The 16,953-nt window shown below is 66.9% G+C and carries 12 protein-coding genes and 1 riboswitch; of the genes, 5 read left to right on the top strand and 7 right to left on the bottom strand.

All coding sequences use genetic code 11. The annotated features are described in order from the left end of the window. Positions 1-7 precede the first annotated feature (7 nt). From LRM18_RS12325 to LRM18_RS12300, 6 genes are all read right to left on the bottom strand, one after another. A complete protein-coding gene (locus LRM18_RS12325) occupies positions 8-1,594 on the bottom strand; it encodes a 2-isopropylmalate synthase (RefSeq protein ID WP_053461333.1) in 1,587 nt (528 codons plus the stop codon). Then, positions 1,591-2,682: a threonine dehydratase gene (locus LRM18_RS12320; RefSeq protein ID WP_049469924.1), complete on the bottom strand. Its 1,092-nt coding sequence runs from the start codon at positions 2,680-2,682 to the stop codon at positions 1,591-1,593. The genes LRM18_RS12325 and LRM18_RS12320 overlap by 4 nt, the downstream gene beginning before the upstream one ends. A gap of 96 nt (positions 2,683-2,778) precedes the next feature. Then, positions 2,779-3,030 carry an ACT domain-containing protein gene (locus LRM18_RS12315; protein ID WP_049469921.1) on the bottom strand — a complete coding sequence of 84 codons (252 nt, stop codon included), beginning with the start codon at positions 3,028-3,030 and terminating at the stop codon, positions 2,779-2,781. Beyond that, positions 3,014-4,750: an acetolactate synthase 2 catalytic subunit gene (gene ilvG, locus LRM18_RS12310; RefSeq protein WP_270954725.1), complete on the bottom strand. Its 1,737-nt coding sequence runs from the start codon at positions 4,748-4,750 to the stop codon at positions 3,014-3,016. Before ilvG ends, LRM18_RS12315 begins: the two co-directional genes overlap by 17 nt. A gap of 39 nt (positions 4,751-4,789) precedes the next feature. Continuing rightward, positions 4,790-5,764 carry a ketol-acid reductoisomerase gene (gene ilvC, locus LRM18_RS12305; protein ID WP_270954724.1) on the bottom strand — a complete coding sequence of 325 codons (975 nt, stop codon included), beginning with the start codon at positions 5,762-5,764 and terminating at the stop codon, positions 4,790-4,792. Between the two features lie 65 nt (positions 5,765-5,829). Continuing rightward, positions 5,830-6,342 (bottom strand): hypothetical protein, encoded by a 513-nt coding sequence (locus LRM18_RS12300; RefSeq protein ID WP_270954723.1) that lies wholly within the window; start codon positions 6,340-6,342, stop codon positions 5,830-5,832. Between the two features lie 95 nt (positions 6,343-6,437). Here LRM18_RS12300 and ggt point away from each other — a divergent pair, with 95 nt between their 5' ends. Continuing rightward, positions 6,438-8,156: a gamma-glutamyltransferase gene (ggt, locus tag LRM18_RS12295; RefSeq protein ID WP_182067969.1), complete on the top strand. Its 1,719-nt coding sequence runs from the start codon at positions 6,438-6,440 to the stop codon at positions 8,154-8,156. A gap of 545 nt (positions 8,157-8,701) precedes the next feature. Here ggt and LRM18_RS12290 read toward each other — a convergent pair. Continuing rightward, positions 8,702-10,279 (bottom strand): BCCT family transporter, encoded by a 1,578-nt coding sequence (locus LRM18_RS12290; protein WP_049466615.1) that lies wholly within the window; start codon positions 10,277-10,279, stop codon positions 8,702-8,704. A 267-nt stretch (positions 10,280-10,546) separates the two neighbouring features. Continuing rightward, positions 10,547-10,650, top strand: a riboswitch (TPP riboswitch). A gap of 82 nt (positions 10,651-10,732) precedes the next feature. On the opposite strand from LRM18_RS12290, the gene thiC reads away from it, so the two are divergent. The 4 genes from thiC to LRM18_RS12270 all read left to right on the top strand — a co-directional run bounded on the left by thiC (position 10,733) and on the right by LRM18_RS12270 (position 16,933). Continuing rightward, positions 10,733-12,577, top strand: coding sequence for a phosphomethylpyrimidine synthase ThiC (gene thiC / locus LRM18_RS12285; RefSeq protein WP_049466619.1), 1,845 nt, complete (start codon positions 10,733-10,735; stop codon positions 12,575-12,577). Positions 12,578-12,669: 92 nt separating this feature from the next. Then, entirely contained in the window at positions 12,670-13,341 is a 672-nt protein-coding gene (locus LRM18_RS12280) for an ion channel (RefSeq protein WP_150827010.1), read from the top strand. A 258-nt stretch (positions 13,342-13,599) separates the two neighbouring features. Beyond that, a complete protein-coding gene (locus LRM18_RS12275) occupies positions 13,600-15,918 on the top strand; it encodes a winged helix-turn-helix domain-containing protein (protein WP_270954722.1) in 2,319 nt (772 codons plus the stop codon). Between the two features lie 115 nt (positions 15,919-16,033). Continuing rightward, positions 16,034-16,933, top strand: coding sequence for a helix-turn-helix transcriptional regulator (locus LRM18_RS12270; protein ID WP_164687747.1), 900 nt, complete (start codon positions 16,034-16,036; stop codon positions 16,931-16,933). Positions 16,934-16,953: the final 20 nt, after the last annotated feature.

The following is a 16,953-nucleotide window of genomic DNA, read 5'->3' as shown; positions in this document are numbered from 1 at the left end:
GGGTTCCTCAGGCGGTGGCGGAAGCGGGAACGTCGGTGCCGCTGTGGGTGGCGGCCTGGCGCTGGCGCAGCAGGCGGTTGGCCACGTCCAGCCACGCCAGTGCGGAGGCCTCGATGATGTCCTTGCTGGTACCGGTGCCGTCGTACTCCACGCCTTCGTGGCGCACGCTCAGATTGGCTTCACCGCGCGCATCGGCGCCGATGCCGACGCTGTGCACGTGGTAGCTGTCCAGCATCAGCTGCACGCCAGTGGCGGCCGACAGTGCGCCAAACAGCGCATCGACCGGGCCATCGCCCTGCGCGGTCTCAGCCACGCGATTGCCGTCCGGGTCGGACAGTTCGACCAGCGCGTTGGCGCGGCTGCCGACATCGCTGATGGTCATCGAGGCCAGCCGGTAGCCCTGTGCGTTGGAGCCACCCTGCATCAGCGCCTGCAGGTCGGCGTCGGTCACCACGCGCTGCTGTTCGCACAGGCCCTTGAACTGCTCGAACACCAGCTTCAGTTCGTCTTCGTCCAGCCAGAAGCCCAGCGCACGCAGGCGCGCTTCGACGGCGGCGCGGCCGCTGTGGCGGCCCAGCACCATCTGCGAATCCTCCCAGCCGACGTCTTCCGGACGCATGATTTCGTAGGTGCCGCGATGGCGCAGCATGCCGTGCTGGTGGATGCCCGATTCGTGGGCGAACGCATTGGCGCCGACGATGGCCTTGTTGCGCTGCACCGGCATGCCGACCAGGCGCTGCAGCAGCTGCGAGGTGCCGACGATGCGCGGCGTGTTGATCGAACTGTCCTGTTCGTAGAAGGCCTGGCGCACCTTCAGCACCATCGCGATTTCTTCCAGCGAACAGTTGCCTGCACGTTCGCCGATGCCATTGATGGTGCACTCGACCTGGCGTGCGCCGCCTTCGATGGCAGCCAGCGAGTTGGCCACGGCCAGGCCCAGGTCATTGTGGCAGTGCGCGCTGAAGATCACATTGGCGGCGTTCGGCACGTCGGCGACGCCAGCGATGACCTGCTGGAACATCGCGCGGATCTCTTCCGGCGTGGTGAAGCCGACGGTGTCGGGCAGGTTGATGGTGGTGGCGCCGGCGGCAATGGCCACGCGCGAGACTTCGATCAGGTAGTCCAGCTCGGTGCGGGTGGCATCCTCGGCCGAGAATTCGACATCGTCGATGTATGAGCGTGCCAGCGATACATGCTTGCGTACCGACTCCAATACCTGCTCGCGGGTCATCCGCAGCTTGTGCTCGCGGTGCAGCGGGCTGGTTGACAGGAACACGTGCAGGCGCGGGTTGGCCGCCGCTTCCAGTGCACGTGCCGAGGTCTCGATGTCGGCCTGCAGGCAGCGCGACAGCACCGCCAGGCTCAGGCTCGGGCGGCGCAGTTCGCGGCCGATCAGGGCCATCGCCTCGCGGTCGGACTGCGAGCTGGCCGGGAAGCCGGTCTCGATGATGTCCACGCCCAGTTCGTCCAGCGCACGCGCCATCACCAGCTTCTGCGGCGGGCTCATGCTGCAGCCGGGGGACTGCTCGCCGTCACGCAGGGTGGTGTCGAAGATGCGGATGCGCGGGGTGGTAATTCGTTCGATGGTGGTCACAGGGAAATCTCCTCGACAGCGGGTGCGACGGCTTGCAGGGGGGAAGGGGAAGAGGCGGGGGAGGCGAGGGCGCTGGCCCTGGTCGGCGAGCGCGGGGTCTCGCTGCGCCGTCGCCGCGGTTTGCGCGGCGGGCGCGGACGGATGTCGGTGAGCAGGCCGGCCAGGACGCCGGCATCGATGTTGCCGCCGGATACCACCGCGCACTTGCGGCGGCCGGCCACGCGGCGGCCTGCGGCCAGCGCCAGCGCGCCGGCGCCCTCGGCGATGATGTGTTCTTCCAGTGCCAGCCGGACCAGGGTTTCGCGCAGCTCGGCCTCGCGCACGATCACCACGTCATCCAGCAGTGAGGTGCACAGGCGGCGGGTGAGGAAACCGGGAATCTTGACCCGCACGCCGTCGGCCAGCGAGGCGACGGGGGCGATCTCGCGCACGTCGCCGCGGATCGCGCGTGCCATCGAATCAACGCCTTCCACCTGCGCGCCGACCACGCGCACGCCCTGTGATTTCAGCGCCAGTGCAACGCCGGAAGCCAGCCCGCCGCCGCCGATCGGCACGATCACCACGTCCGGCGCGTGCGCGGCCAGCTCGATGCCGACGGTGCCCTGGCCGGCGATCACGTCGGCGTCGTCGAAAGCCGACAGGAAGCGATAACCATGGCGTTGTGCCAGTTCGACGGCGAAGGCGTAGGCCTCGTCGTAGCTGGTGCCATGCTGGCGCACGGTGGCGCCCCAGTGGGCGACGCCGGCGATCTTGGTGGCCGGTGCGCCATGCGGCATCACGGTGATGGCCGGCACGTCCAGGCGGTAGGCGGCCCATGCCACGCCCTGGGCGTGGTTGCCGGCCGAGGCGCAGATCACCGGCCGGGTGTCACCGCGCTCGCGGCCGGCCAGCAGCGCGTTCAGGGCGCCGCGTACCTTGTAGGAACCGGTGCGCTGCAGGTTCTCCAGCTTCAGCCAGGTGCCGAAGCGCTCGGCATGGTGCAGCGGGGTGGGCGGCAGGAAGCGGCGCAGGCGGGCCTGCGCTGCCAGGACGTCGGCAACGCTTACGTCGCCGACATCGCTTTCCTGGTTGGTGTCAGCGGCCGGCATGGGCCACCAGCGCGGTGCGGAGGACCGCCGCATGCGGGCACGGACGACAAAGAAGACGCCTCCGTACCGGCACCGTGGTCGCTACGGTACGGGTGTTCATGGGGCTGCTCCTTCCACGGCCGTGACCTGCACGGACACGCAGTCGTAGATCTTCTCGATCTGGCGGCACAGCGTTTCCGCCGGGCGCTGGCCATCCACCACCAGCTGCAGGTGCCAGCGGCCATCGTCGGCGGCCACCGGCGCACCGCTGATCGCGCGCGGCGCGAAGCCGCGGCGTTCGGCCATGCCGATCACGCGCAGCAGCGCGCCTTCGGCCGGGTGCAGCACCAGGTCAAGCCGGTAGTGCATTGGGGGTCTCCTGGCGGGCGTGGGCGGGGTTGCTTTCCAGCATCGTGCTGTTGGCGGTGTTCGGCGGCACCAGCGGCCACACGTTGGCGCGCGCGTCGATGGCCACGTGCAGCAGCGCCGGGCCCGGCTCGGCCAGCAGCGCGGCCAGGCCGCCCTCGACGTCGTCGCGTGCGTCGATGCGGGTCGCGGCGATGCCGAACACCTGCGCCAGCGCGACGAAGTCGGGGTTGTCGGACAGGTCGATCTCGCTGTAGCGCTCGGCGAAGAACAGCTCCTGCCACTGCCGCACCATGCCCAGCGAACTGTTGTCCAGCAGCACGATCTTCACCGGCAGGCGGCAGCGCGCGATGGTGGCCAGCTCCTGCACGTTCATCATGAAGCTGCCATCGCCGGACACCAGCACCACGGTACGTTCCGGGCACGCAAACTGCGCGCCCATCGCCGCTGGCAGGCCAAAGCCCATGGTGCCCAGCGCGCCACTGGTCAGGTGGTTGCGCGGGTGGTTGAAGCGGCAGTGCTGCGCGACCCACATCTGGTGCTGGCCGACATCGCAGGCGATCACCGCATCGGCCGGCGCCAGTTCGCTCAGGCGCTTCAGCAGTGCGGGGGCGTAGATGTGCTGGCCCGGTGCGTCGTAGCGCGCGGCGAAGCGATCGCGGTGCTGTGCACAGCGCTTGCGCCATGCATCCTGATGGGCCTTGGGGGAGGGGAAGGCCGCACGCAGGGCACGGATGGCATGGCCGACGTTGCCGGGCACGGCGATATCGGCACTGCGCAGCTTGGAGATCTCGTAGGCGTCGGCATCGATATGGACGACGCGGGCGAACGGTGCGAACTCGGCCAGCTTGCCAGTGGCACGGTCATCGAAGCGTGCGCCCAGCACCAGCAGCAGGTCGCTTTCCTGCACCGCCATGTTGGCCGCGCGGGTACCGTGCATGCCCAGCATGCCCAGCGACTGCGGATGGCTGGCCGGCAGCCCGCCCAGCCCGCGCAGCGTCATCACGGTGGGGATGGCGCTGGCTTCGACGAAGTCGCGCAGGTCCTGCACCGCATCGCCCAGTGCGATGCCGCCACCGGCATAGACCACCGGCTTCTCGGCCGCGGCCAGCGCGGCAATGGCCTCGGCGATGGCCGCCTCGGCCGGTGCCGGCGGCGGTTCGACGCCGCTGGGCACATGCGCCGGCAGATGGCTGGCATCGGCCAACTGCACATCCTTGGGCAGGTCGATCAGCACCGGGCCGGGGCGACCCTCACGGGCAATGCGGAACGCATCGGCCACCACGCGCGGCAGGTCATCGACGCTGCGCACCAGCCAGCTGTGCTTGACGATCGGCATCGTCAGGCCGAACACATCCAGTTCCTGGAAGGCGTCGGTGCCCAGCAGCGGCGTGCCGACCTGGCCGGTGATGCAGACCATCGGTACCGAATCCAGCATCGCATCGGCAATGCCGGTCACCAGGTTCGAGGCGCCGGGGCCGGAGGTGGCCACGCAGACGCCGACCTGGCCACTGGCGCGGGCGAAGCCATTCGCCGCCAGTGCGGCACCCTGCTCGTGGCGCACCAGGATGTGCTTCAGCGACGAATCCACCAGCGCGTCGTAGAACGGCATGATGGTGCCGCCGGGATAGCCGAACAGCGTGCGGACGCCTTCGGCTTCCAGCGCCTGGGTCAGCCAGCGCGCGCCGTTGGGCGGCGCGCTGCGGTGTGTGGAAGAGTTCATGGGGGAACCTTGCAAAGCGGGTGGGGGAGGGCCGCGCGGTTACGCGGCCTGTCCTTGCAACCAGACCATCTTGGCGCGCAGTTCCTTGCCCACCTTCTCGATCGGGTGCTCCAGGTCGGCCTGCTTGAACCGGTTGTAGTTCGGCAGGCCCGCTTCGTACTCGGCCACCCAGTTCTTGGTGAAGGTACCGTCCTGGATGTCCTTCAGCACTTCCTTCATGCGCGCCTTGGTGCTGGCGTCGATCACCCGCGGGCCGCTGACGTAGTCGCCGTACTGCGCGGTTTCAGAGATGAATTCCAGCATGCGCGAGATGCCACCTTCGTAGAACAGGTCGACGATCAGCTTCAGTTCGTGCAGCACTTCGTAGTAGGCGATCTCCGGCTGGTAGCCCGCTTCCACCAGGGTCTCGAAACCGGCCTGCACCAGCGCCGAGGCGCCGCCGCACAGCACCGCCTGCTCGCCGAACAGGTCGGTCTCGGTCTCTTCCTTGAAGGTGGTCTGGATCAGGTTGGCGCGTGCACCGCCGAGGCCGGTCGCATAGGCCAGTGCGTACTCGGCGGCCTTGCCGCTCTTGTCCTGGTAGACCGCCCAGATGCAGGGCACGCCACGGCCGATCTCGTACTCGCGGCGCACCAGCGCGCCCGGGCCCTTTGGCGCAACCAGCACCACGTCCAGGTCCTCGCGCGGCCTGATCATGTCGAAGTGCACGTTCAGGCCGTGCGCGAACAATAGCACCGCACCCTGTTTCATGTTCGGCGCCAGCACGTCGTCGTAGAGCTTCTTCTGCACCATGTCCGGCGTCAGCACGGCGACCAGGTCGGCATCCTTCACCGCATCCGCCGGTGCTTTCACGGTGAAGCCATCGGCCTGTGCCTTGACCTCGGTCGGGCCGCCCGGACGCAGGCCTACCACCACGTCGAAGCCGGATTCGCGCAGGTTCAGTGCGTGGGCGCGGCCCTGGCTGCCGTAGCCGATGACGGCGATCTTGGTCTGGGGCAGGTCGTTGGTGCTCATGGGGGAGGTTCCTTGCGGTGGGAAGAAAAAAGAACGGCCGGTCGTCGAGGTGACGTACCGGCCGGTCAGGGGAAAGCGGTGGAGGAGGCACCATGCGCCGCACAGGCACAGCCACCGCGAGGTGTCGTGGTGGTGCTGCTCCAGGTGTTGACGTTGGCGGTGTTCATGGTGGTTGCGTCTGAAACCAGGTCCTGAAATGAAAAAACCCGCACCGGGGCGGGTGCGGGTTTTGATGAGTTCCGGTGTATCTGCTGCTTACACGCTGGCTCGTCCCGCACCTGTTGGTTGGGTAATAAGTACGAGCACAAGAATCGAACGCAGCGAGGCGGCGCCGGTGGCGGCGGCTTCGATGTGGATTCGCGGTGGCGTGTTGTGATGCAACATGTGATCGAGAGAAACACAGCCGTTTTGGCGGTGTCAACCCTCGCGGCAGAATTTTTCAAGGTTTCGGCTGCATCCGGCGCAATCGCTTGTGGCGCAAGGATGGTTGCCGCTGAAAGTGTTTCGGTGAACCCGAATTCACTCCTTTCAGGGCGGTTTTTGCGCGGAATCCGGCGGCTTTCTGCCTTGGTCTGCATCCACCCCGGGATCAACGTCCATGACCTCTGCCCGATACCGCAGGGAGGTCGCAGCGGCGAAGATCAGGGGATCACCCTTCCATCGGAACCCGACCGTGTCCCGACGCCTTGCCCGATCCCTGCTGGCCGCCGCCGTGCTGGCCGCCGTGCCCGCATTGTCCCTCGCCGCCGACCGCATCACCGGCCACACCTTCGCCACCCGTTCGGAGGTGATCGCCCCGCATGCGATGGCCGCCACCTCGCAGCCGCTGGCCACCCAGATCGCGCTGGACGTGATGAAGGGGGGTGGTTCGGCGGTGGACGCGGCGATTGCCGCCAACGCGGCGCTTGGCCTGATGGAGCCGACCGGCAATGGCATCGGCGGCGACCTGTTCGCCATCGTCTGGGACCCGAAGACACAGAAGCTCTATGGCTACAACGGATCGGGCCGCTCGCCGAAGTCGCTCACCCTGGCCGAGTTCCAGCGCCGTGGCCTGAAGGACATCCCGGCCACCGGCCCGTTGCCGGTGTCGGTGCCCGGTGCCGTCGACGGCTGGTTTGCCCTGCACGGCCGCTTCGGCCGCAAGCCGATGGCCGACAACCTGGCGCCGGCCATCCGTTACGCCCGCGAAGGCCACCCGGTGGCCGAAGTGATCGCCTACTACTGGGACCGCTCGGTGCCGAAGCTGTCGCGGTACCCGGGCTTCAAGGAGCAGTTCACGATCAACGGCCACGCCCCGCGCAAGGGCGAGATGTGGAAGAACCCGAACCTGGCCAGCACGCTGCAGAAGATTGCCGACGGTGGGCGCGACGCCTTCTACAAGGGCGACATCGCCCGCACCATCGGCGATTACTTCAAGGCCAATGGCGGCTACCTGAGCTACCAGGACATGGCCGACCACCAGGGTGAATGGGTCGAGCCGGTCAGCAGCAACTACCGTGGCTACGACGTCTGGGAGCTGCCGCCGAACAGCCAGGGCATCGCTGCGCTGCAGATCCTCAACGTGCTGGAAGGCTACGATTTCTCGAAGATCCCGTTCGGCTCACCTGAGCACGTGCACCTGTTCGTTGAAGCGAAGAAGCTGGCCTTCGCCGACCGTGCGCGCTTCTATGCCGACATGGCGTTCCAGCCGGCGCCGGTGCAGAAGCTGATCTCCAAGGAATACGCCGCGCAGCGCCGCGCGCTGATCTCGATGGACAAGGCGTTGAAGGAAGTACAGCCGGGCACGCCGAAGCAGCTGGAGGAGGGCGACACGATCTACATGACCGTGGCCGACGCCGACGGCATGATGGTGTCACTGATCCAGTCCAACTACCGCGGCATGGGCAGCGGCATGGCGCCGCCAGGGCTGGGCTTCATCCTGCAGGATCGTGGCGAGATGTTCGTGCTGCAGAAGAACCATCCCAACGGCTATGCCCCGGGCAAGCGCCCGTTCCAGACCATCATCCCGGCCTTCATCACCAAGGGCGGCAAGCCGTATGCCAGCTTCGGCGTGATGGGCGGCGCGATGCAGCCGCAGGGTCACGCGCAGATCGTGATGAACCTGGTCGACTTCGGCATGAACCTGCAGGAGGCCGGCGACGCACCGCGGATCCAGCATGAAGGTTCGACCGAGCCGACCGGGCAGGCCACGGCGATGACCGACGGTGGTGAAGTGAACCTGGAAACCGGCTTCCCGTATGAAACCGTGCGTGCGCTGATGCGCAAGGGGCATCGCATCGTGTTCGCCGATGGTCCGTATGGCGGGTACCAGGCGATCATGCGCGATCCCGAGACCGGGGTTTACTACGGGGCTTCGGAGAGCCGCAAGGACGGGCAGGCGGCGGGGTATTGAGGTTTCCCGGCCAACGGGTTGAGCCCCCTCTGCGGTGGCTTCAGAAGCGGAATAGCTTGTTGGGCCGGGTGGGTAGGCTGTTCGGGGGACGCCGCAAGTGCGTCCTTGTAGGCTTGGCAGCCGCATCCATGCGGCGGACACCCCCGCCCAGCCCACCCACCCGGCCTCTGACAGTTTTCTGCGGCCGCCACCGCAGGAAGAAAAAAGAAGATCAAAAGCAACAGCAACAGCCGCGTGCTGATGGTTGGGGTCGGATCCGTTTTCCGCAGGAAAACGGATCCGACCCCTTCTCGTTTTCCGATACACATCTTCCACGCAAAGCGTGGAAAACCAACCGTTACCGGGAAACTGTCGGGGGTGGGGCGGTGTGGGTGGGCAGGACCGTTGGCGCCATGGATGGTGCCATCGAGCCCCCATGGATGGTTCACTGCGTGTCCTGCCCACCCACACCGCCCCACCCAACCAGCAGAAACCCGGAGCCGCTTTTGAAGTTGCTGTTGCCGTTGCTTGAGAAAGGCGGTGCAGCCGCAGGCTGCAAAACCCCCTCAATCCCGATCCTGCGCGCGCGCGGCCTCCGCCTGCGTCTCCTCCTGCGCCGCCATCTCGCGTGCGATCCACGCATCGATCATGTGCCGCTGACGCTGCGCCTGGCGTCGCTCACGCGTGTATTCCTGGTCCAGCACCCGGTACAGCGACACCATCACCAGCACCATCAGCAGCGCGAACGGCAACGCCGCGATCGTGATCATGCCCTGCAGCGCATCCAGTCCACCGGCCAGCAGCAGTGCACCGGCAATCAGCGCCACGCCCACACCCCAGGCCAGCTTGCGCTTGGACGGTGGGTCACCGGCTTCATCGGTGGACATGCTGGCCAGCACCAGTACTGCCGAGTCGGCCGACGTCACGAAGAAGATCATCAACAGCACCAGCGCGATGCACGACAGCAGCAACGGCAGCGGCATGCTGTCGAACATCGTGAACAGCACCGTCTCGTAGCCATTGCCCAGTGCCTGCACCAGGTCGGCCTGGCCGAAGATCTGCATCCAGATTGCGGTGCCGCCGAACACCGAGAACCAGAAGAAGCCCAGCAGCGTCGGGGCCAGCACCACGCCGATCACGAACTCGCGCACGCTGCGCCCGCGCGAAATGCGCGCGATGAACGAACCGACGAACGGCGCCCAGGAAATCCACCAGGCCCAGTAGAAGATCGTCCAGTCGGCCACCCAGGTGCTGGATGAGAACGGCGACATGCGCAGGCTCATCGTCACCAGCTGGTTGAGGTAGGAGCCGAGCGTGGTGGTGAACGTGTTGAAGATCGCGCCGGTCGGGCCCAGCACCAGCACCAGCAGCAACAGCACGGCCGCCAGGGCCAGGTTGAAGTTGGACAGCCATTTGACGCCGCGGTCGACACCGCTGAGCGTGGAGGCCATGTACAGCACGAAGGCCACTGCGATGATCACCAGCTGCAGCGTGGGGCCGGCGTGCAGGCCGAATACGCGCTCCATGCCCGCGGCGATCTGGATGGTGCCGAAACCCAGCGTGGTGGCGACGCCGATCGCGGTGGCGACGACAGCGGCGATGTTGACCACGCGGCCGATCCAGCCGCGGTGGTGGCGGCCAATGATCGGCTGCAGCATGTCACTGACCAGGCCCCGACCATTGCGGTTGAACTGGAACCAGGCCATTGCCAGGCCGATCAACGCGTAGATCGCCCAGGGGTGCAGGCCCCAATGGAAGAACGCGTAGCGCATCGACGCACGCGCAGCGTCCATGCTCTCCGGCGCCAGTCCCTCCGGTGGCTTGCTGAAGTGCGAAATGGGCTCGGCAGCGCCCCAGAACACCAGGCCGATGCCCATGCCGGCGGCGAACAGCATCGACATCCAGCTGGCCCGCGAGAACTCCGGCTCGGCGTCTTCGCCGCCGATGCGCAGATTGCCGAAGCGGCCAAAGGCCAGGTACATCAGGAACACCAGGGCCAGGAACACCACCAGCAGGTAGAGCCAGCCGATGCCACGGATGAGTTCGCCGAGGATGCTCTGCACCACAGCGTTGAAGGGGCCGGGGGCGATGCCGGCGAGCAGCACCAGCAGCAGGACCAGTGCGATGGAAACGCGAAACACCATGAAGGAGCTTCTCCGATCAAGGGGATTGAGGGGAGCGAGCAGAGCTTGCAGCGGGGGGCCGGCGGCGTGCAGCACGGACCGGGCAGGGGCCGCAGGGGCGGCGAGGGAAGCATCGGTCGCAGCGAACACGATGGGCGTGCACGTTACTGAACGCGACGTCATGGTTCTGTTAACGGGTAGCGATCAGGGGCAGATCCGCTTCCCGCAGGAAAACGGAGCTGACCCCGCAGGCAACGCCGGAGGCGGGCGGTCTATGCTCTAATGCACGACAAGAAGCGGGGGTACCGCGGCCACAGTTGGTCACGGTTGAGACAGTCCCTTGGAACCTGATCCGGCTCATACCGGCGTAGGGAAGCTTTGCAGTGCCGCCGTGCCCGGACGCCGCCCAAGGACCGTCCGCGCGCGTTCGCAGTGCGCCGCCGCTTCGTCCCTGACCTCCCTGGACGATGCCCGATGAACGCACAGCTCTCCGCCCTGCAGCAACAGGCCCAGCAACTCTCCGAATCCGTGACCCGGCCCATTCCCGGCTCGCGCAAGATCCACGTGCCCGGTTCGCGCCCGGATCTGCAGGTGCCGATGCGCGAGATCGCGTTGACCCGCACCCCGACGCTGTTCGGTGGCGAAGAGAATGCGCCGGTCACGGTCTATGACACGTCCGGCCCGTACACCGATCCGGACGTGCGCATCGACCTGTCTTCGGGCCTGCCGGCGCTGCGCCGGAGCTGGGTGGAGGAACGCGGCGATACCGAACAGCTCGATGGCCTGAGCTCGTCGTTCGGTCGCGATCGCGAGCATGACCCCAGGCTCGATGCCGTGCGCTTCCCCGCGCGCAGCCTGCCGCGCCGTGCCCGCGCAGGCGCCAATGTCACCCAGATGCACTACGCGCGCCGCGGCATCATCACGCCGGAAATGGAATTCGTCGCCATCCGCGAGAACCAGCGGCTGGACGCCATCCGCGATGCGGGCCTGCTGCAGCAGCATCCAGGCGAGGCGTTCGGCGCGTCGATCCAGAAGATCATCACCCCCGAGTTCGTACGTGACGAGATCGCGCGCGGCCGTGCGGTGCTGCCCAACAACATCAATCATCCGGAAAGCGAGCCGATGATCATCGGTCGCAATTTCCTGACCAAGATCAATGCCAACATCGGCAACAGTGCGGTTTCCTCGGGCATTGCCGAGGAAGTGGAGAAGCTGGTGTGGGCGATCCGCTGGGGCGGTGACACGGTGATGGACCTGTCCACCGGCAAGCACATCCACGAGACCCGCGAATGGATCATCCGCAATTCGCCGGTGGCGATCGGTACCGTGCCGATCTACCAGGCGCTGGAAAAGGTCGACGGCCGCGCCGAAGCGCTTACCTGGGAGATTTTCCGCGACACGCTGATCGAGCAGGCGGAACAGGGCGTGGACTACTTCACCATCCATGCCGGCGTGCTGCTGCGCTACGTGCCGCTCACCGCCAAGCGGGTGACCGGCATCGTCAGCCGCGGTGGTTCGATCATGGCCAAGTGGTGCCTGGCACACCACAAGGAGAACTTCCTCTACACGCACTTCGAAGACATCTGCGAGATCATGAAGGCCTACGACGTGACCTTCTCGCTGGGCGACGGCCTGCGCCCGGGCTGCATCGCCGACGCCAACGATGCCGCGCAGTTCGGTGAGCTGGAAACGCTGGGCGAGCTGACGAAGATCGCCTGGAAGCACGACGTGCAGACCATGATCGAAGGCCCCGGCCACGTGCCGATGCAGCTGATCAAGGAGAACATGGACAAGCAGCTGCGCGAGTGCGGCGAAGCGCCGTTCTATACGCTGGGGCCGTTGACCACCGATATCGCGCCAGGCTACGACCACATCACCAGCGCGATCGGTGCGGCGATGATTGGTTGGTTCGGCACGGCGATGCTCTGCTACGTGACGCCGAAGGAGCACCTCGGCCTGCCCAATCGCCAGGACGTGCGTGACGGCATCATGGCCTACCGCATCGCCGCGCATGCGGCCGACCTGGCCAAGGGCCATCCGGGCGCGCAGGTGCGCGACAACGCGCTGAGCAAGGCGCGCTTCGAGTTCCGCTGGGAAGACCAGTTCCACCTGGGCCTGGATCCGGAGAAGGCCAAGGAGTTCCATGACGAGACGCTGCCGAAGGATGCGCACAAGCTGGCGCACTTCTGCTCGATGTGCGGCCCGCACTTCTGTTCGATGAAGATCACCCAGGATGTGCGCGACTACGCCGAGGCGGGCATGAAGGAGAAGTCGGAGGAGTTCCGTGCCGCCGGCGCCGAGGTATACCACCAGGGCTGATGCGGAAACGGGGTGCCGGCCAGCGGCCGGCACTACCGCTCATCACGCCGCGCCCGGCTATTCTCCGCCCATCACCCAGGGGAATGCACGCCATGCCCGTTGCGATCACCACCCGTTGGCTGGCCATTGCCCGCCGTCATCCCTCGGCCTGGTTGCTGGGCGCGCAGTTGCTGGCGGTGCTGCTGTACCCCGCGCTGGATGACACCGCCGCCGGCCGCGCGGCACTGGGCATGTTCGGCATGGCGGTTCTCGGCCTGGCGCTGTGGGTGGTCCAGCGCAGCCCGCTGGGTACCTGGCTGGCACTGTTGCTGGCCATTCCGTCGGTGGTGTTTTCGCTGGCCGGTGCGCTGCTCGACCGCACCACGCTGCTGACCACCGCGCAGTTGCTGGAAAGCCTGCTGTATTTCTATACGGCCGGCGCACTGATCGCCTACATGCTCCAGGACCACAAGGTCACCCGTGACGAGCTGTTCGCCGCCGGCGCGACCTTTACGCTGCTGGCGTGGGCGTTCGCCTTCGCATTCGCGGTGTGCCAGCAGTGGTATCCAGGCAGTTTCCACGGCTCCAGCGGTGGCGCGCAGCGCACTTGGATGGAGCTGCTTTATCTGAGCTTCAGCTTGCTCTCCGGCGTGGGTCTGAGTGACGTCGTGCCACTGCATCCGCAGGCACGTGCACTGGTCATGCTGGAGCAGTTTTCCGGCGTGATGTACGTCGCTTTGGTGGTTTCGCGACTGGTCGGACTGACCATGTTGCGGCGTGTATGAAAATGAACGCCAGATAAAAATTTCGCGCCCAAAAGGGCGCGAATGATGTCGCGAATTATGTGAATGCGTCGGCGAGAGAGAGCCTGATGTCGACCACGCGATAGGCGAGGTAACCGGCATAGGCTAGTATTCGCGCGCTCGATTGTTTTTGCGGTATGCGCCGATGCTTTGTGCGGAGTCTGGCTTTTCGCTGTTCCCAGGACGGGGCGGTATCGAAGGCAAACGCTGCCCGGGACTGTCTCTACTGTGTAGCAGAAAATGAACAGCAGCGAAATCCAGCCACCTGTATCCGACCGGATACGGATAGGAGAGTGCACCGTCACTCTGTCCTCGCGTGAGGTCGAGGTCGTCGGTGCGCGTCGTGCGCGCCGGCTGACGCCGAAAGCGCTGGGTGTGCTGCGCGTGCTGCTGCGGCAGCCGGGGCGCGTGGTGACCCGCGATGAACTGTTCGCGGAAGTGTGGCCGGACACGCTGCCGACCAACGATGTGCTCACCCAGGCTGTCACCCAGTTGCGCAAGGCGTTCAGCAACGACGACGGCAACGGGCAGGCCTATATCGAAACCATCGCCAAGACCGGCTACCGGCTGCGGGTGCCGGTGCAGGTGCTGGACGATGCCGGGCCTGCGGCCGCAGTCGCGGCTGAGGACGAAGACCTGGCCGTGCAGCCGGAGACTGCTGCTGCGTTGCCCGCGCATGCAGAGGGCGCGCGCCGTCGCTGGCGTCATGTCCGCCGTCGCGTGCTGCTGGCACTGGGCCTGGTGATGCTGGCGTTGCTGCTGGTGCTCACTGCGCTGTTGCTGCGTCGGGCGCCGGCCAGCAGTTCGGCGGTAGAGGCCGCCGTGGAAAACGGCACGCGGGTGATCGGCAGCCCGCAGCGTCCGTATCGGTTGATCACCGCGACCAGCGGCTTTGAAACCTATCCCACGCTGTCACCGGACGGTTCGCTGGTGGCCTATGAAGGGGCCAACGAAGACGGCAACGGTGGTGGCGCGATCAAGGTGCAGACCTCCGGCAACGCGCCGGCGCGCCAGTTGCTGGTTCCCCCGGCCGGTGCGGTCGATCGCTTCCCGAACTGGTCGCCGGATGGTCGTGAGATCGCCTTTGCGCGGTTCTCCGCCGACGGTGGCTGCCAGGTGCTGATCGCCAGCGCCACCGGCGGTGCGCTGCGCCAGGCCACCCGCTGCGATGGCACTGAACTGCTCAGCTTCGACTGGACGCCTGATGGGCGTGGCCTGGTGTTCGGCAGCATGGTCGGGCGCTATGCACACCGTGGCATCCGCGTGCTGGACCTGGCCAGTGGACAGTGGCGGGCGCTGGCGTACAGCGTCGACGAGGATGACTTCGACTACGCGCCGCGCTATTCGCCCGACGGGCAATGGCTGGTGTTCGTGCGCAATCCGCAGCTCGGTGATCTGTGGCGGGTGCCCGCTGCGGGCGGCACGCCGGAGCAGTTGACCAACGAAGCGGCCGAGCTGCGTGGCTGGGCCTGGCTGGACGACGGCCGCACCATCGTGTTCGGCCGTCGCGTCGACAGCGAAGCCCGGCTCTATTACCTGGATGTGGAGCGGCACACGCTGCGCGATGCCGGCCTGGATGATGCGCAATGGCCGGCCGTGTCACGACGCGGTGGCATGCTGGCCTTCGTTCACCGGCGCGCACAGTTCGGCGTGTTCAAGGTGCCCATGCAGGGCAGCGGCGCGCCCGAGCGCCTGTTTGCCTCCAGCGGCCGCGATGGGCAGCCGATGGCAGCGCCCGATGGGCGCCAGCTGGTCTTTACCTCCGATCGCTCCGGCAGCTTCGCGCTGTGGTGGGCGGACATGCAGCGGCCCGATTCGCTGCGTCCCATCGAAGGCCTGCGGCCCGAAGCGCGGCAGGCACCGGACTGGTCGGCCGACAGCCGTCGGCTGCTGGTGGTCGGCCGCGATGCGCATGGGCGGACCGTGGTCTACGAGATCGCGCCACGCGATGAACGCCTGCAACCGCTGCCGGTGCCGGCCGAACAGCCGCTGCAGGCGCTGTATGGCGCGGCGCCGGAGCAGGTGTTCGTGGTCGAACGCGATGCCGACCAGCGCACCCGGTTGAGCCTGTATGACCGCAGCGCCCAGCCGTGGCGGCGGCTGGCCAGCATCGACGGGGTGTCGCAGGCGCGCTTCGACCGCAACAGCGGCCGCGTGTTGTTCACCCGCCTGGCGGCCGGGGGACTGTGGTCGGTGGACGCAGGATTGTCGCCGGCCAGCGTGCAGCAGATCAGCGATGACCGGCCCAGCCGCTGGCGATACCGGGCCTGGACGGTGGCCGGCAACAACGGCATCGGCTACCTCGGTACCTCGACCACGTGTGGCACCACCTTCGTGCGCATCCAGCCCGGCCACGAAGAGCCGGAACGCTGCCTGGACGCCGAACGGCTCAGTGCCGGCAACGGGCTCAGCGCCAGCGCGGATGGGCGTGACCTGTTCGTGGCGATGGCGGTCAGTGACGGCGCCGACATCGGCGTGATGCGGTTGCCCGAACGCCCTCCCGCGCTGTTCCCGGCGTTCTCCAAGTTGTTGTTGTTCAAGGGAAATGGACCTTCGTAATTTCTTCGTCGCGATCTCGTGGCGATTTCGTGGCGATCTCGTCTGACTTTCCTGACGCGGTGCCGCCTCATTTGGCAAAACGGAGGCCTGTACTAGGCAAATCCGTGGTGCCCCCATGCGTCAACTCTCGCTGGCCGATCGCGGCCAAACCGTTTCCCTGGACCGGTCGATCGACGATGCCGCGCCGACCTGCCTCGGCGTGGCCCGCCTGGGCAGCCTGCAGACCGCCGGTTCGAGCTTCACCGTCTGGATGCAGGTACGTGGCAGTTCCTGGGTCGAGGCCAAGGAAGGGCGCTTCCGCCTGCGCCAGGGCGAGTGGATCGCGTTCGAGAAGGAATCGCGGCCGCTGGTGCAGGCCGGCCGCAACGGGCTGTGCGTCGGCCTGAACCTGAACGTCGAAGCGCTTCGCGTGTTGACCGAAATGGCCGACTGCGGCCTGTATGCCGGTCGCGGCCGCATGAACCGCAGTGATGCCCGCGTCGCGCTGCGCCTGTGGCGCGACGCGCTGGCCAGCGGCCAGCCGGCCCAGGCCCTGCGTCCGCTGCTGCTGCACCTGGCGGGCCTGCAGCGTGGCCTCGCCGACAACGTGCAGCGCTGTCCGGGCCGCTCGCGCAGCCGCAAGCGCCAGGTGTTCGGCCGCATGCAGCGCGCGCGCCTCTATCTGGAAGGCAACAGCCACCGGGTGGTGCGCATCGGCGAACTGGCCGAGCTGACCAACTTCTCCAGCTGGTATCTCTCCAAGACCTTCCAGAGCCTGTACGAGGAAAGCCCGCAGTCGCTTTCGGCACGGCTGCGCCTCGAGCGCGCCGCTGATCTGCTGCGCGACACCGACATGATGGTGGGCGAGGTCGCCGCCGCCAGCGGTTTCGACAACTGCTGCAGCTTCGCGCGTGCGTTCCGCGCCCGCTACGGCCAGTCCGCGTCGCGCTTCAGGGAGAACGGTGGCTTGCTCCCGCCACAATCCGCAAAGTCTCCGGTTGGTTCGCGCAAATACAGCGCTGCAACGCAATCGTAACGTGCTGGGGTGTTTTAACA

Source organism: Stenotrophomonas sp. PI_27, from assembly GCF_027854495.1.
GTDB classification, from domain to species: domain Bacteria; phylum Pseudomonadota; class Gammaproteobacteria; order Xanthomonadales; family Xanthomonadaceae; genus Stenotrophomonas; species Stenotrophomonas pavanii.
This window is presented reverse-complemented; position numbering and strand designations above follow the sequence as displayed.